16 protein-coding genes, 1 other RNA gene and 1 pseudogene are annotated in these 14,527 nt (G+C 36.8%); 12 read left to right on the top strand and 6 right to left on the bottom strand.

The features are described 5' to 3' along the window. Window positions 1-92: 92 nt before the first annotated feature. Entirely contained in the window at window positions 93-326 is a 234-nt protein-coding gene (locus RS893_RS01120) for a hypothetical protein (RefSeq protein WP_315789421.1), read from the bottom strand. Between RS893_RS01120 and RS893_RS01115 the strand changes: the two genes are divergently transcribed. From RS893_RS01115 to queF, 5 genes are all read left to right on the top strand, one after another. Further along, the gene (locus RS893_RS01115; protein ID WP_315789420.1) at window positions 325-591 is read left to right on the top strand and encodes a YciI family protein; all 267 of its coding nucleotides are present in this window, start codon (window positions 325-327) and stop codon (window positions 589-591) included. The genes RS893_RS01120 and RS893_RS01115 overlap by 2 nt on opposite strands. 37 nt (window positions 592-628) lie before the next feature. Then, window positions 629-725, top strand: an RNA gene (gene ffs / locus RS893_RS01110) — signal recognition particle sRNA small type. A 26-nt stretch (window positions 726-751) separates the two neighbouring features. Further along, entirely contained in the window at window positions 752-1,144 is a 393-nt protein-coding gene (locus RS893_RS01105; RefSeq protein ID WP_315789419.1) for a phasin family protein, read from the top strand. Between the two features lie 330 nt (window positions 1,145-1,474). After that, the gene (locus RS893_RS01100; protein ID WP_315789418.1) at window positions 1,475-1,879 is read left to right on the top strand and encodes a hypothetical protein; all 405 of its coding nucleotides are present in this window, start codon (window positions 1,475-1,477) and stop codon (window positions 1,877-1,879) included. A 75-nt stretch (window positions 1,880-1,954) separates the two neighbouring features. Further along, window positions 1,955-2,368 carry a preQ(1) synthase gene (gene queF, locus RS893_RS01095; protein WP_315789417.1) on the top strand — a complete coding sequence of 138 codons (414 nt, stop codon included), beginning with the start codon at window positions 1,955-1,957 and terminating at the stop codon, window positions 2,366-2,368. A 134-nt stretch (window positions 2,369-2,502) separates the two neighbouring features. On the opposite strand, the gene RS893_RS01090 is transcribed toward queF, so the two are convergent. Next, the gene (locus RS893_RS01090; RefSeq protein WP_315789416.1) at window positions 2,503-3,921 is read right to left on the bottom strand and encodes a cytochrome c biogenesis protein; all 1,419 of its coding nucleotides are present in this window, start codon (window positions 3,919-3,921) and stop codon (window positions 2,503-2,505) included. A 79-nt stretch (window positions 3,922-4,000) separates the two neighbouring features. After that, window positions 4,001-4,732 (bottom strand): cytochrome c biogenesis protein CcdA, encoded by a 732-nt coding sequence (locus RS893_RS01085; RefSeq protein ID WP_315789415.1) that lies wholly within the window; start codon window positions 4,730-4,732, stop codon window positions 4,001-4,003. A 183-nt stretch (window positions 4,733-4,915) separates the two neighbouring features. Between RS893_RS01085 and RS893_RS01080 the strand changes: the two are divergent. Then, window positions 4,916-5,098 (top strand): annotated as a pseudogene (locus RS893_RS01080) (IS1634 family transposase); the annotation flags it as partial. A 59-nt stretch (window positions 5,099-5,157) separates the two neighbouring features. Here the strand turns inward: RS893_RS01080 and RS893_RS01075 are convergent. After that, entirely contained in the window at window positions 5,158-5,394 is a 237-nt protein-coding gene (locus RS893_RS01075) for a hypothetical protein (RefSeq protein ID WP_315789413.1), read from the bottom strand. Between the two features lie 879 nt (window positions 5,395-6,273). Between RS893_RS01075 and RS893_RS01070 the strand changes: the two genes are divergently transcribed. From RS893_RS01070 to RS893_RS01055, 4 genes are all read left to right on the top strand, one after another. Then, the gene (locus RS893_RS01070) at window positions 6,274-7,560 is read left to right on the top strand and encodes an ABC transporter ATP-binding protein (RefSeq protein WP_315791825.1); all 1,287 of its coding nucleotides are present in this window, start codon (window positions 6,274-6,276) and stop codon (window positions 7,558-7,560) included. Window positions 7,561-7,573: 13 nt separating this feature from the next. Beyond that, window positions 7,574-8,650 carry a class I SAM-dependent methyltransferase gene (locus RS893_RS01065; protein ID WP_315789412.1) on the top strand — a complete coding sequence of 359 codons (1,077 nt, stop codon included), beginning with the start codon at window positions 7,574-7,576 and terminating at the stop codon, window positions 8,648-8,650. 8 nt (window positions 8,651-8,658) lie between these two features. Next, entirely contained in the window at window positions 8,659-9,933 is a 1,275-nt protein-coding gene (locus RS893_RS01060) for a glycosyltransferase family 2 protein (protein WP_315789411.1), read from the top strand. Window positions 9,934-9,998: 65 nt separating this feature from the next. After that, the gene (locus tag RS893_RS01055; RefSeq protein WP_315789410.1) at window positions 9,999-10,928 is read left to right on the top strand and encodes a glycosyltransferase family 2 protein; all 930 of its coding nucleotides are present in this window, start codon (window positions 9,999-10,001) and stop codon (window positions 10,926-10,928) included. 227 nt (window positions 10,929-11,155) lie between these two features. Here the strand turns inward: RS893_RS01055 and RS893_RS01050 are convergent, their stop codons facing one another. Together RS893_RS01050 and RS893_RS01045 are read right to left on the bottom strand one after the other, a co-directional pair. After that, the gene (locus tag RS893_RS01050; RefSeq protein WP_315789409.1) at window positions 11,156-11,758 is read right to left on the bottom strand and encodes a site-2 protease family protein; all 603 of its coding nucleotides are present in this window, start codon (window positions 11,756-11,758) and stop codon (window positions 11,156-11,158) included. A gap of 12 nt (window positions 11,759-11,770) precedes the next feature. After that, the gene (locus RS893_RS01045; RefSeq protein ID WP_396336405.1) at window positions 11,771-12,550 is read right to left on the bottom strand and encodes a prohibitin family protein; all 780 of its coding nucleotides are present in this window, start codon (window positions 12,548-12,550) and stop codon (window positions 11,771-11,773) included. Window positions 12,551-12,880: 330 nt separating this feature from the next. On the opposite strand from RS893_RS01045, the gene nfi reads away from it, so the two are divergent. Together nfi and RS893_RS01035 are read left to right on the top strand one after the other, a co-directional pair. Next, on the top strand, window positions 12,881-13,546 hold the full coding sequence (gene nfi / locus RS893_RS01040; protein WP_315789407.1) for a deoxyribonuclease V: 666 nt from the start codon (window positions 12,881-12,883) through the stop codon (window positions 13,544-13,546). Between the two features lie 237 nt (window positions 13,547-13,783). Continuing rightward, window positions 13,784-14,473, top strand: a complete 690-nt coding sequence (locus RS893_RS01035) for an FHA domain-containing protein (RefSeq protein WP_315789406.1) — start codon at window positions 13,784-13,786, stop codon at window positions 14,471-14,473. Window positions 14,474-14,527 lie beyond the last annotated feature (54 nt).

The raw sequence follows: 14,527 nt of genomic DNA, 5'->3' as shown, positions 1-14,527 counted from the left end.
CTTGGCGTCTTTATGTTTTGGTGGAAAATCTATGATAGAACGATAATATCCACAGGTTGTTTATCCTTAAAACCAAGCGTATTAACTGATAGCTAAAATTTTACTAGAAAAGGTTGTGGTTGCTGAATTTGAACAAAATCGCTATCGGCAGAAACAAGGATGAGATTGTGCTGAATCGCTGTCGCCGCTCTTAAATCTCCAACACTTTTACTTTGACGTTTGCTTTGATGTTTAAGGGCAAACTGATTAAAAACTGCTGCTTTGATTTGACTGTAAACAATAACAGTTCTCCCCCTAGTTTTTGTAATGGAAAGTAACAAGTACATGCCCATTTTCGTCAAGATAGAGGAAGGTAAAGTTGATAAATCGGTCTTTGACCAATATATACCCGCTCACAAAGCTTACGTAAAAGAATTGATTGCTAAAGGACACAATGCTAAAACTGGCTACTGGGCAAAGATGGGAGGCGGCATGATGGTGTTTGAAGCTGCATCAATGGCCGAAGCCCAGGCAATTGTCGCCAATGACCCGTTAGTGAGCAACAATTGTGTTAACTACAAGCTATATGAATGGAAAATTGTGGTCGAATAACACACACATGCAATATTTAATGCTATGCTAATTTGTAGACCTGGATCTATGCGACTGTAACGCCCAAATCTTGTCAGGACCGGAAGGTAGCAGCAACACGGGATGCTTACGGTAGGCGTAGTCTCCGGGTCGCCCTATTTCTAGGAGCGTAAAGGCTGTAATGGCTGGTTTTGGAGATATTGTTAAAAAAGCTTTTTACCTTGGTGTTGGGTTAGCTTCTTACGCAGGCGAAAGAGCAGGCGGAACACTATCAGATGTGCGATCGCAAATCCAAAAGCTGGCAGACGAAATGGTGGCACGGGGTGAAATGACCACAGAAGAGGCGCGTCGCTTCGTTGAAGATATGATGAAGCAAGCCCAGCAGCAATCAGCAACTGCTACAACAGCAGAGTCGACTACTCCTTCTGAACCGCGCCGTATCGAAATTATCGAAGAAGACGATCAGCCAACGGCAAAAGATGCCCAAACTGGGAATAGCGATAATGTAGATCAATTACGTCAGCAAGTTCTGGAATTAGAAAACGAATTAAAGCGTTTGCAACGTGATAAGTAATAATAAATTTATGCTGGGTTGATGTTAGCTTTGTCTTGCTGATATCAACCCATTACTATATGGCGTAGAATTTAGTTAAAACCTGTTCCTCAGGGTGTTGTTCATTGCTGGCAGTTAGATAGTATTTAACGTCGATGAATATTTAGTTTCTGTAAGATACTACTCTTCAGGAAATTGCCTTAAGGATGTCTAAATTAGACTAGTACTCGACTACATTAATTTTTATGGGCTTTGATCTCCCCAACTTTTTAAAAAGTCAGGGATGATCTGACCCCTCGCAATCCCTCAGAACTTATATTTTTGAATCTAGCCACTAAGGGCGTTAGTTTTATGGAAAATTGGCAAAAGGATTTTTGGGAAATGATACAAACAGTAAGCGATGAAGTAGAACGCTTCTTCCTGGGGATGAGTGACATGGTAGACACTTTTTTTGAAGTTACGGAAGAAGTTACTGAGCAATTGCACAATACAATTGCTGTAGAAATGGATCAGTATTTTCAGGAATTGACTGAACCATTTTTAGAGATGTATTGGGAATTGGAAGATATAGTAGGTGATGATTTAGATCCTGCTTTTCCTTACCCAGTGGAACCTTCAGCAGAAAAAAATCCTGCTTGCATTGGTTGTTGTCACTATCACGGTCAAGCTTATGGTGGTAATTTGTTAGTCTGTGGTATGCATCCCTACGGATGGGATGGTGAGAATTGCCCAGACTGGGAGTCGGAAGAATCATGAGTTATGAAGTCGACAGTCAACAGTCCACTGAAAATTGACTATTGACTAATTAATTACTAATTATAAATTTTTATTATGAGTAATTCTTTATCAGAAAGTGTGTCACAGTCAAGTCAGGAAATTAAGTATGGCGAACGCGAAATCGCAGAAGGAAAACTCATTACCTTTCCTAATCCGCGTGTAGGACGACGCTATAACATAGATATCACATTACCGGAATTCACATGTAAATGCCCCTTTTCTGGCTATCCAGATTTTGCCACCATTCATATTACCTATATACCCGATCAACAGGTAGTAGAATTAAAGGCACTCAAGCTTTATATTAACAATTACCGCGATCGCTACATTTCTCACGAAGAATCTGCTAACCAAATTTTGGATGATTTTGTCGCTGCTTGTGATCCTTTAGAAATCACTGTTAAAGCTGATTTTGCCCCGCGCGGTAACGTGCATACAGTGATTGAAGTTCATCATGTGAAATCATAGTTTATAGTAAGCAAAAAGCGTGCTTACTATAAACCTACCTCAGTTTTATTTAACGCAGAGACACGCAAAGTTAGCGCTAAGGGACGCAGAGTTTTTCTTAGTGAGAATTCGTTAGGAATTAATGAAATGTTGTACTAAGTTGGTGATGCGATCGCCTTCTCCTCATTTGTTTGTTCTTGACTTAGGGAATCTAATATTCCCAACATTTCCTGTTCAAAGGCTACCTGGGCGCGATTAGTTTTGCCACCCACATACAGACGTCCATCTATCTGCAATGCCCAAATTTGGGAGTGGGAAAAATAACTCATCACCACACCCAACATCAATAAGGCAAACCCAGTATAAACCATCGGAATTCCTGGATCGGCTTTAATTTGTAAACCAGTACTACCAACCACATCCAAAACTGTCAGTTTCACGCCATTGATTTGGGTGGACATACCTGTCCGCAAAGTGTTGAATAATTGGCCTGCGGCGTCATAAATTAACACTGTTCCTTGTAAATCTTTGGCTAGTAGAGAAACACCCTCACTTAAATCTGGTTTTGTGGGAATCCAGGTTCCCCAAATCCGGCCATTACCATTGCTATTTAATAACGCCATTGGTATTTGAAAAATTGGACTTTGGTTCACCCGCACTCGCACAGCAGCAATTCCCCAGTCTGTTTGGTAAAAAGTCACACCCCGATAACGCAGAGGTTGATTCACAAAAATTTTCTTGTGATCAACTTCTTGGTTTTGGTTATTTAAAACAGATAAATCTGAGTAAAACTGGTCAATACTGCCACTAGGAGTATAATCAATCCAAAAACGATTAACACGTACAGACCAATCTTTAGGTATGCGTGTTGCGGCCCAAGGCCCTGCATCAATAATATTTTTGACTTGGAATGTATTACCACTAGCAACCATTTCCTGGGCCATAAACCCAGTCATCGCCCCCCAAATTGACCCCAAAAGAATCACGACTATACCGATATGTACAATGATTGGACCGATGCGTCCGATTATTCCTTTACGGGCATAAAGAATATTAGCTTTATCTGTTTCTTGAAAAACTTTATAGCTGTGGTTCTTTAATATTTGGATGAGGGAATCAACAGAACTATTATCTAGTTCTGCACTCAATGCTAACTTATTAAATTGTCGGGGTTGATCATAAAATTTCCAACGACGGGAAGCTTTTAAAGCAGGTAACTGACGAGTAAAAGTACAAGCAGTCAAACTAGTACCAAAAAATATCAGTAAAGCTAAAAACCACCAGGTACGATAAACATGGTCTAGCCCCAAAGTTAAAATAACTTTCCAAGATAGGAAACCAAATAAAGCTGGGTGTTCTGGATAATTAGCCTGGTAAAAAGCCAGTGATTGACCTTGTTCAATGACTGTACCAGTAATACTAAATAGAGCAATAATCAGTAAGAGTGCGATCGCTAAACGTAAATCTGTTAGTACAGGTAAAAAATCCTGTCGTAAAAACCGCGCGATCGACCACCAATTTAATTTTTCTGTAGATTGTTCAGTAACTGTATTATTTGTATTATCTAAAGTCATTTGAATTAATAAATATAGAATTGCTAGTAGTTAGTAGTTCGTATTTGACCACTAATCACTATCTACTAACCACTAACTATTAAAAAGAAATCCGAGAAACGAGAGAAAAAACACCAAATCCTACTAACAAAGCCCCGCTAATTGGGTTAATCCAACCAGACCAACGGCGTAATTCTAGTATCTTTTTAATCGAAGCAGTAAAGGTACCTGCCAAAATTAATGGTGCTACATAACCTGCGGTGTAAGAAATGAGCAAAACCGCACCTAAAATTAAGTCTTGTGTATTGGCAACCCAACCTAATAAACTTGCTAAAACAGGAGTACTGCAAGGAGAAGCAACTAAACCAAAACTCAGACCGATCACATAGGCGCGCATACCTTGGGGTAATTCTTGAGAAATCCACTCTGTACCTCCAAAGGATGGCATTTGCAAGGGCAAAGCTTCCAACAAATTCAGCCCCATCAGGATAGCTATAACACTAACAATAATTGGTAAACCAAAACCGATTTGCCCGTAGACTTTTCCAACCAAAGCTGCTAAAATCCCTAAACTTGCAAGAGTAGTTGCTAATCCGAAAGCAAACCAAGTAGACTGGGCAGCAGCTTGCAGACGACTTTTCGCTTCGTAACCGCCGATGTAGCCGATAGTGATAGGCAACATAGACAGCATACAAGGCGTGAGACTGGTGAGAAGCCCAGCAATAAAAATGACACCTATGCTTAGTATACTCAGATGCGTCAACTGATTAGAGACAAGGGAGTTGGCGAATTGTTCTAGTTCGTAAAATTGGGTTTGCAGGTTTTCAAGCATGGGCTAGATAAATGGAAAGTCCTTGCACTGCTTGAATTGTAGCTTAATTTGCGCTAATAGGTGGGAGTCATCACTATGCTGTTGGAGACTTGCTATGTTCAACGACGGGCTTAATGTCTGAACCTATAATTACAAACGAACGAGTCGATGACATACCCGTTCTTCATTAATATATATTTATTTATATTATCGGGTGGGGATTTTTATCTATGTCCTTTAAATGCCAAGCAAGCACCGCCAGAACAATTAATAAAATATCTTCAACCAATTTGGGATAGAAAACAAGAATTAACAACTATCGATTACAAATATGCAGATGGAAAAACTAGAGATTTTGCCGAAGGATTTGAATTAGAGATTTGGCAAGTATTTATTATGCGCGATCGCAGCTCTATTTTGAGAAGTGCGATCGCTTTTCCATAGCTTTAATTCAAACTTTCATCAGTTTGGCAATCAAACATAACTACAAAGTTATCTTCAGGTGATATCTGGCGCAAACGCTGCATGTGTCCATCTGCGTCAGATCGACTACGGAAACGAGCAATAATCTGACGCTGTGTGTCAGGAAGCAAACGGGCTATTACCCACGAATTTAGACGATTTTTGTAGGCAACAGTCTGGGTACTGCTCTTAGGTTCGTTGCATTGTGTATTTTGTGTCATGATTAAGTTATCAATAATGTGTTTGACAAAGGGCGTTAGTGACTCTCTTGGTGGGGATACACTGACGCCTTACCTCATTGAAAGATTTAACTCTATATCACAATATTTGTCAATTGTCAATTAGTGTCATTAACCAAGGCTATACATGTACACAGGGAAAATGCATAAGATAATCAAGTTTTGAAGTAGCACTTAGACTAAGTACAACTGGTAGGGAAAATAGAGTTTGCATGTGCAGGGCTTACGAAATAAGCAAAAGAGACCTTTATCCAATGTTTGTGTGATGTATCACATAGGTATTTGTCTTTAATACATAGCAAAGAATTATGAGACAAAAAGAAAAATAAGGAAGAAAAAATTCTACCTATATTTTGTGAACTTAATTTATGGTGTCCACTTTATATATTCCTATTTTGGAAAAAGATTCAGGAACACCCAAGCAGAAGATTTAGTTCGTGTTTCCGCTTACGTGATTTGTATCAAAGCACAGAATTTGAACTAGTGCAAGTAGTAAATGAGTCATTATCAACTAAAAATATGCTATAAATATGCCACTTTGTAAACTGCCCTTTTTCGCGTAAATGTATGGGCAGTCTTCAAAAATTATCATTACACCACCTATGTAAATGGACTAAAAGGAGAGTCTGTCGAGTTCATCAAGTTTTGAAATAACCACAGCAATTCCTAAAAATATGTCTTTAATCCCTAAAGATAAGGCTCATATTCACAGTTTTGGCAAAATGGCAACTGAATAAATTTCCTGCCACTTATCATGTAATGAAACGTTCTAGTGAAATGGCAGCGCAGGCTCAAACCAGCTTCCACAAGCATGATTTATTCATGCTGTGGAATTTTTAAGAATTGCAAGCAAAAATTAATATGGGAGAAGAAATAGCAATTTCTCTAAAAAATATCTCCAAGTGCTTTAAATGCTATATTCATCCTGTCGATAGGCTCAAAGAAATTTTTTTACCTGCTAGAAGTAGAGCTAAGGAATTTTGGGCATTAAAAGATATAAATTTAGAGATTCCAAAGGGTGAAACAATAGGAATTGTGGGTAAAAATGGTTCTGGTAAAAGTACCTTATTACAAATTATTGCTGGAACTTTAACACCTACTACTGGTGAAGTGATAGTCAATGGTCGTGTGTCAGCATTATTAGAGTTAGGAAGTGGATTCAATCCAGAATTTACTGGTAGACAAAATGTATTTTTTAATGGCAGATTGTTAGGATTAAGCCAGAAAGAAATTGAAGATAGATTTGAAGCAATAGCTAGTTTTGCTGATATTGGAGATTTTATTGAGCAACCAGTTAAAACTTATTCGAGTGGTATGTTTGTCCGCTTGGCATTTGCCGTAGCAGTTAATGTTGATCCAGAAATTTTAATTGTTGATGAAGCGCTAGCAGTAGGAGATATAGTATTTCAACATCGCTGTATGCGCCGGATGCGAAGTTTGATGGATTCTGGAGTCACAACATTATTTGTATCTCATGACTCTGGAGCAGTAAAAACATTGTGTAATTCAGCAGTGATGATTCATGAAGGTAAAATTTACTTTTCTGGAGTACCTAATGCTGTCATCATCAAATATATGAAACTGGTTACAGAAACAGAGTTAGGAACAGTCACTAAAAAAGAGTATTTACCTAACAACCAAATTAATCAGCAAAATTTAATCGCAAATCAGCCTGCTCGTAGAGGTAATCGTAAAGCATTAATTAAAAATATCCGATTATTAAACCAACTAGGAGAAGAATTAGCAGAGACACCTACTCTAGGATTTAACGAACAAGTTACATTAATTCTTGAACTTCATGTTTGTGAAGTATTACAAGCATGTATAGTTGGTTTTTTTATCTGTGATAGAAATGGTAATGAATTAATTGGTAGTAACACCTTTGAAGAGAATTCTCCGATTGGTAAATTAGAGCCAGGAGAACAGTTAAAAATAGAATTTAAATTTCGTCTGCCATTACGTCCGGGGTCTTATAGCTTAACTGTAGCAGGTGCAGAAAACTATACAGCGATGTCATTTGATTGGATTGACAATGCAATGGTTTTTCAAGTGCTTCCTCCTAATACAGGTAAACGCATTCATGCTTTGGTAAATCTGCCTATAAGCGTCCAAGTATCACCACAGAAACTAACAGAAATCAGAAAATAGAAACTATCTTTTTATGATTACTAAATTGGAGAAAGATTATCCTTTACTGCCAAATATTACTGTAGAAAGTTTAGATGAAAATAGTAGTTTAAAAAAAATGCTCCGTTGGGTAGGAGAAAATAAGCATATAATAGATTTTGGTTGTGCTACAGGTTATTTTGCTCGATTGCTTAGCAGTAAAGGTTGCCAAGTCACGGGCATTGAAATCAATGCAAAAGCTGCCAAAATTGCTGAGCAATATTGTGAAAAAGTTATTATTGCGGATTTGGATTTTGTTAACTTAAAAGATATATTACCAGAAGAAAGATTTGATATAGCTGTATTTGGAGATGTTTTAGAACATCTGCGTAACCCTTGGAAAGTACTAGAAGAGACTAGGGAACTATTACAGCCAGGAGGATACGTAATAGCCTCTATTCCTAACATTGCTCATGGAGCAATCCGTTTAGCTTTATTACAAGGAAAGTTTGAATATACAGAACTTGGTATTTTAGACAATACACATTTAAGATTTTTTACACGTCAAAGTGTTACAGAATTATTCGAGAGTTCTGGATATTTTGTTGATACTTGTGAACAAATAAAATTACCAATTTTTTCTGGTTCAGACTGGATACCTCATATAGATAAAAATCAGGTTGATATTAGTGTGATTAATGCGATTGAACAAGATGAAGATGCAGATACATTGCAGTTTGTCCTACGGGCATTTCCTTTAAGTTTGGATGGTAAATATTCATCTTTATATCAACAATATTCTCAATTATGTGAAGAACATAATAATTACCAAAATCAACTTAAAGAAATGTATGCCGAGTTGAAGCGATCGCACTTTGCTTTAGAAGAGCAACAAATTCAGTTAGAAAAAACTCAAACACAACTAGAAGAAGTACAAAATCAACTGCAACAAGCACAATATCATTTACAAGAAATTCAGCAACAATGGCAAAGTACACAAACTCAGTTATACCAAGCTCATACAGCCTGGGAGCATTGCCAAAACATTATTAAAGGAATGGAAAGTAGTAAATTTTGGAAACTTCGTCAAGCTTGGTTTCAACTCAAAAAATCTTTTATTTCGCCAAAGTAAACTCAGCGATGATTAAGACAGAGCAACATTCTCAATTGCTATTAGAACAAGTCATTTTGAACTCACGTCACTCAGAATTATTGGCAAATCAAACAGAATTAAATACTAATTATTTACAGAACAGCTTGATATTAGAACATCATACAAATAATTCTGAAAAAAACTTTTACGAATCAACTAAAATAGCACCAAAACCACTCAAAATCAAGGATGTAAATTTAACTATAGATGAAAAAAGATTATTATATATCTCTCGTTTACAAGCAGCACAGTTATGTGAAAAAATGGGTAATTTACCCTGGGATATAAAATCAAACTCTGCATATGAACTGTGCGAAAAACCATCTATATCAGTGATAATTACACTGTATAACTACTCAGAATATATTTATGAATGTTTAGAAAGTGTTTCTCAAACAGATATCATTGATATACCAGGAGGTATTGAAGTATTAGTTATTGATGATTGTTCGACAGATAACTCAGCTAATTTAGTTTTAGAATATTTGCAACAATCTCAATTGCCAATCTGTTTGGTTAGCAAATGGTTTAATACTGGCTTAGCAGATGCTAGAAACGTAGGATTGAAACTAGCTCGTTCCCCCTATATTTTTATATTAGACGCTGATAACTGGATTTATCCGAATTGTTTATCTGTGCTTTTTGAGAAAATTAACTCTTCTCGATATGCTGCTGTTTATAGTGAAATCCAAAAATTTGATCACCAAACCAAGCAAGAAATGAATCGGATTTCTTGCTATGAGTGGGATATATATAAGTTAGTGAAACAGCCATACATAGATGCTATGGCTATGTTTGATAAAAATATATTACTAAAACTCGGTGGATATTCTACAGAATTAATTGAATATGGTTGGTTTGGATGGGATGACTATGACCTCTGGCTCAAAATAGCTCAATCTAACTACTCATGTAAACTTATTCCTACAGTACTTAGTCGCTATAGAGTACATGCTGAGTCAATGATTAATACTACTAACAAGTATGCACTGAATCTAGCTAAATATTTTTGTCACAAATTTGTTAAATTAGCTAATAAATATTATACCTCAGATATGTTGTTTGGCTTTCCTAAAAGTGAAATTTATCTTGAATTAAATCTCTCTCCTCCACAAACTCAAAATCATTTTATCTTCCAAGAACTACAATGTGCTTATGCTCAAATTGCAGCAATGGAATCAAGTAAGTTTTGGAAGTTAAGAAATCAGTGGTTTAAACTGAAAAAACTTTTAGGTTTAGTGAAAGATGTTGAAATTATTTAGATGTTGTTTCAATACTTTTATAAGTTTCTACATTAATTTATAAATTAGTAGATTTTGTAATTTCAATGCCAAACTATAGAGTATCAGCTTATATAACTGCTTATCAAGAAATAGCAGCACTGAATAAAACTATCACAGCCATCACAAAACAGTCATATCCAATTGAAAAAATCTTAATAATTGATAATTCTCAAAATCAAATTATCACTGATAACAGGTATGAGAAAATTATTGTAGATTTTCATCCTGAAAATATTGGAGTTGCTGGAGGATTAAAAATTGCTGTTGACTGGGCTATCCAACAAGGTTATGATTTTCTTTGGTTGTTTGATCAAGATAGTGAACCTAATTCTAATGTTTTAGAAACACTATTAACTTATTACCAAGATTTATCTAAATATAAAAATATAGGAATTATTGCTCCAGTCATATTTGATATTAATACAAAGCAAGAATTTCCTGGCTGTGTGTTTCAAGATTATAAGCTTGTGCCTCTCCCTGGAGTTGCTGCTATTCAGAATTTCTATCAATGCGATGCTGTCATTACTTCTGGTTCTCTCGTAAATATTAATACAGCTAAATGTATTGAACCACCAAAAGCAGATTTATTTTTAGATGCGGTAGATTATGCCTACTGTATGAACTTCCGCAATCAGGGATATGAAATTATTGTTGTTAAAAATGCGATGATGAAACATCGTATCGGAAATTACTCTTTAGTTAAAGATAGATTGAAAAAAGATATAAATACATTCAGCACTTTTATTTGTTCTCCCTCTCGCTATTACTATGCTTGTAGAAATCATACGTTTTTGGAAACAAGGCTTGTAGCAAAAATTAAGTTGTATCGCTCAATAGCGTACAGGATAAAATTTTTAATTATGATGATGCAGAGAATTATCCGCTATGAACCAGATTTGATATTGTTGAAACTATGGGCTTGTATTGTGGGAACTTTTGATGGTTTTCGTGGCAAGTTGGGTAAAACTTGGTAAACAATCAGTGTTCATCTGTTTACCCTCCGGGAAGCCGCTTACGCCTCTACGTTTTTTCTTTACTCGACTTCATCGTCAACCCACCATATTTTTTATTAATCGACTACCGATACACACCGATAGACACAGATGGATTATTTGTGTGGATTGAGTTTTTTTGTTCATATAGTTTCTCTAAAAATAATGGTTAATTTACATTAGACTTAAGTGCTGGCTATCATCCCAATTTATAAAACAGTCTGTAAAATAAATACAGCGATCGCACTTAATCCATCACCAAATTCGGGAATCAAAAATAGCATCATTAAAGCAAATAATCCAAAATAGGTATATTGCAGTGATTTTAAAGTAGGGAATATTTCGCTGAAGATATAAAAACCATCTAAAGGTGGAATAGGTAAGAGATTAAACAAGAAAAGCATCAAATTAATGTGTGCTGCCATGTAAAGGAATTGAAAACTCAAAAACTCTATGTACGTAGAACTAGCAAGTATTTTTAATAGTGCTATAAATAAAAACGCTAAACCTAAATTGCACAACGGCCCTGCTACGGATACTAAAATATTACCTAATCTTTGTGAACGAAAATTAGCAGCATTTATTGGCATTTTCCCCCAAGCAATACCAGCTACACAAAGAAATATAATTGATTCCCAACCCATATGTACTAAAGGATTAAGAGTGATATGTCCTTGTTTACGGGGAGTGTCGTCTCCTTGACTCAAAGCAACTAAACCATGAGCAAGTTCGTGTAAACTAATTGAGATGATGACAATGATCACCACTCTCAAAAATACTATTGGACTAACAATTAGTGTTTCAAGAAACATAGTTTAAAGCTACTACTGATTAGCTTGTTTTTGAGAGTTTAAATTAGCAGGGTTAATATTAATCAATGGCAAACTATCATTACCACCCATGACTGTTGGGAAATGTCCATCCCATTTTTCTATTGCTTGCTTTTGCAACAACTCCGGGGTTAAAGTTAGTCTTAGTAATTTCTGTGCTTCTGCTTGACCTTTAGCACGGTTGATGTCTGCTTGTGCTTCTTGGGTTGCTCGTTTCGCAATAAATTCTGCCTGTTTAGCTTCTTGTTCAGCTATTTGTTTAGCTTCAATCGCCCGACTAAACTCTGGAGAAAAAGCAAAATTTACTAAAGAAACATCATCAACAATTACACCGTAAGTAGCAAGACGAGATTTTAAATCATTATCAATTTCTTGTTTTAATTCTGTTCTCTTGGTGATGATTTCTTCTGCTGTTTTTTTAGCAGTAGCTGCTTTCAAAACTTCAGAGACTGCGGGAGTCATAATTCCCACAAGAATTTGTTCATTATCTCCAACTTGTTGAAAAACTTTATTTATTCGTGTGGGATCTATATGCCAATTTACAGCAAGTTCAGTTGTGACTTTCTGCAAATCACGAGAAGCAGCATCGGCTTTAAAACTATTTTGAGCAACTCGAACATTTAGTTTTCTCACAGATGTGATGACTGGTACAATTGGATGGATACCTTCATCTAACACCCTGTCTTGAACTTTACCAAATTGCATGACAACACCCCTTTCTCCGGCGTTCACAATAGTAAAGGGGCGGAAAATAAATGCCAAGATCAATACCATCACTCCTCCACTCAAATAACAATTAAGTGAGAAGTTTCTTTCTATGTTTCTTCTGTTGCTATGCATACTTGTGTTATTCCCAGTAAAGTATGTTTAAGTAATGGGAAATATTTAGTCAATGAGTGGTAAAGCACTCACAACATACATCGCCAAACTTATGTGGCTAACTACTAATCTGGTCAAAATAAATTCGCTATCTGCTCTTTAACAAAAAGTTACAATATTTCTAACATTAATGAATGATATTGTTAAATACACAATTTCCTTTAATGATTTCGGAAAAATCATTTTCTACCGGGTAGTAGTCATTCACCACCCAGAAAGTTAGATATGAAGATTAGTCAACGTCATGCTTGGACTCTGAGTGTAGAGGAAGCGATCGCTATTCAAGAACAAATGCAAGCTGAAGTAATTACCTCAGATCAACTCCAGCAACCTGTACAATACGTTGCTGGTGTCGATATGGGTTTTGAAGCTGATGGTACTATTAGTAGAGCAGCAGTAGCGGTGCTGAGTTTTCCGGAGTTGGAATTACAAGAGACGAGCATAGCACGCCGTCCGACATCTTTTCCCTACATTCCTGGCTTCCTTTCATTCCGAGAAATACCTGCTGTCCTAGATGCATTAGAAAAAATAAAAATTACACCAGATTTAATTTTATGTGATGGTCAAGGAATAGCTCATCCTCGAAGATTTGGTATAGCTTGCCATTTAGGAGTCATCATAGATATACCTACTATTGGTGTAGCAAAATCATTACTTGTTGGTAAACATGAAGAATTACCAGACACACGAGGTAGTTGGCAACCCTTAATACATAAAGGTGAAATAGTCGGGGCAGTGTTGCGAACCCGTGTCGGAGTCAAGCCTGTATATATTTCTAGCGGACATCGTATAAGTCTACCCACAGCAATTGACTACGTATTACGCTGCACACCAAAATATCGCTTACCAGAAACTACACGAATTGCTGACAAATTAGCAAGCGATCGCTAAGCACAAAATTCCACAAAGTCGTAAATACTCCGCGAACCTTTGCGCTGCCTTTGCGTCCCTCTGCGTTTACAAACACCATAATTTTACGCAAAGCAACACTAAGCATACTATCAAAATAAATTACTTTCTAAAGTTTCATCTAAATATGTTGTAATTAGTTGCTTGCACCTGCCTTATCGTGTTAGGAATCGCACAGGGAGGAATTGTATATAAAATATAGGTTTTGGGGGGAGAACAATGAACGCACTAACTTTACAATGGCAAGACGCCGGTCAAATTAAAACTCAGAAAATCCACGAAAAACAGCCAAGTAAAAATCCTGGCACTATCCGTATTGGTCGCGATCCAGTCCGGTGTGATATTGTTTTGAGTCATCCTACAGTATCAGGCTTACATGTAGAAATCTTTTTTAACGCTCAGCAGCAGCGTTTTTTAATGAAAAATTTGCGTGAACAAAACCCTCCCCTTGTAGATGGGCAGAAACTCGTTCAAGGTGAAATACCTCTAAGTGAAGGTAGCATTATTTATTTAGGACAACAACTACTTAAAGTAACAGAAGTTTCTGTTCCAGGAGGTAGCACCGTACCACCAACTATTTTGACACCGCCACAACCACAAGCTACCAATCCTCCGCCAGTACCTGTTGCACAACCACAGGTACATCCTAATTATCACCAACCTACACCACAGCAACAACCACAGGTACATCCCAATTATCACCAGCCCACACCACAGGTCGCAGCACATCATCACCATCATCCAGTCACACCCGGCGTGCAACAGCAAGCACAACCACAAGGGGTTTATGGATTGCAATGTCCCAGATGTAAAAAACTTTCTTCGTATAAGGACTTGCTACTAGGCTGTCAGCACTGTGGTCATTCTTTGCAAGATGCCCTCAGCGTATTAGTACCACCGAGTCATTAGTGAATTGCAAATAACAATGGAGACAAGGGAGAGTATGAGGAGTGTGGGAAGTGT

It is taken from the genome of Fischerella sp. JS2 (assembly GCF_032393985.1).
Classification (GTDB): domain Bacteria; phylum Cyanobacteriota; class Cyanobacteriia; order Cyanobacteriales; family Nostocaceae; genus Fischerella.
This window is presented reverse-complemented; position numbering and strand designations above follow the sequence as displayed.

Coding starts and splice junctions, on each gene's coding strand:
- RS893_RS01075 (WP_315789413.1), bottom strand. CDS start 5,394: ATGACACAAAATACACAATGCAACGAACCTAAGAGCAGTACCCAGACT.
- RS893_RS01050 (WP_315789409.1), bottom strand. CDS start 11,758: ATGTTTCTTGAAACACTAATTGTTAGTCCAATAGTATTTTTGAGAGTG.
- RS893_RS01085 (WP_315789415.1), bottom strand. CDS start 4,732: ATGCTTGAAAACCTGCAAACCCAATTTTACGAACTAGAACAATTCGCC.
- RS893_RS01035 (WP_315789406.1), top strand. CDS start 13,784: ATGAACGCACTAACTTTACAATGGCAAGACGCCGGTCAAATTAAAACT.
- nfi (WP_315789407.1), top strand. CDS start 12,881: ATGAAGATTAGTCAACGTCATGCTTGGACTCTGAGTGTAGAGGAAGCG.
- RS893_RS01115 (WP_315789420.1), top strand. CDS start 325: ATGCCCATTTTCGTCAAGATAGAGGAAGGTAAAGTTGATAAATCGGTC.
- RS893_RS01070 (WP_315791825.1), top strand. CDS start 6,274: ATGGGAGAAGAAATAGCAATTTCTCTAAAAAATATCTCCAAGTGCTTT.
- RS893_RS01100 (WP_315789418.1), top strand. CDS start 1,475: ATGGAAAATTGGCAAAAGGATTTTTGGGAAATGATACAAACAGTAAGC.
- RS893_RS01090 (WP_315789416.1), bottom strand. CDS start 3,921: ATGACTTTAGATAATACAAATAATACAGTTACTGAACAATCTACAGAA.
- RS893_RS01065 (WP_315789412.1), top strand. CDS start 7,574: ATGATTACTAAATTGGAGAAAGATTATCCTTTACTGCCAAATATTACT.
- RS893_RS01120 (WP_315789421.1), bottom strand. CDS start 326: ATGTACTTGTTACTTTCCATTACAAAAACTAGGGGGAGAACTGTTATT.
- RS893_RS01045 (WP_396336405.1), bottom strand. CDS start 12,550: ATGGTATTGATCTTGGCATTTATTTTCCGCCCCTTTACTATTGTGAAC.
- queF (WP_315789417.1), top strand. CDS start 1,955: ATGAGTAATTCTTTATCAGAAAGTGTGTCACAGTCAAGTCAGGAAATT.
- RS893_RS01060 (WP_315789411.1), top strand. CDS start 8,659: ATGATTAAGACAGAGCAACATTCTCAATTGCTATTAGAACAAGTCATT.
- RS893_RS01105 (WP_315789419.1), top strand. CDS start 752: ATGGCTGGTTTTGGAGATATTGTTAAAAAAGCTTTTTACCTTGGTGTT.
- RS893_RS01055 (WP_315789410.1), top strand. CDS start 9,999: ATGCCAAACTATAGAGTATCAGCTTATATAACTGCTTATCAAGAAATA.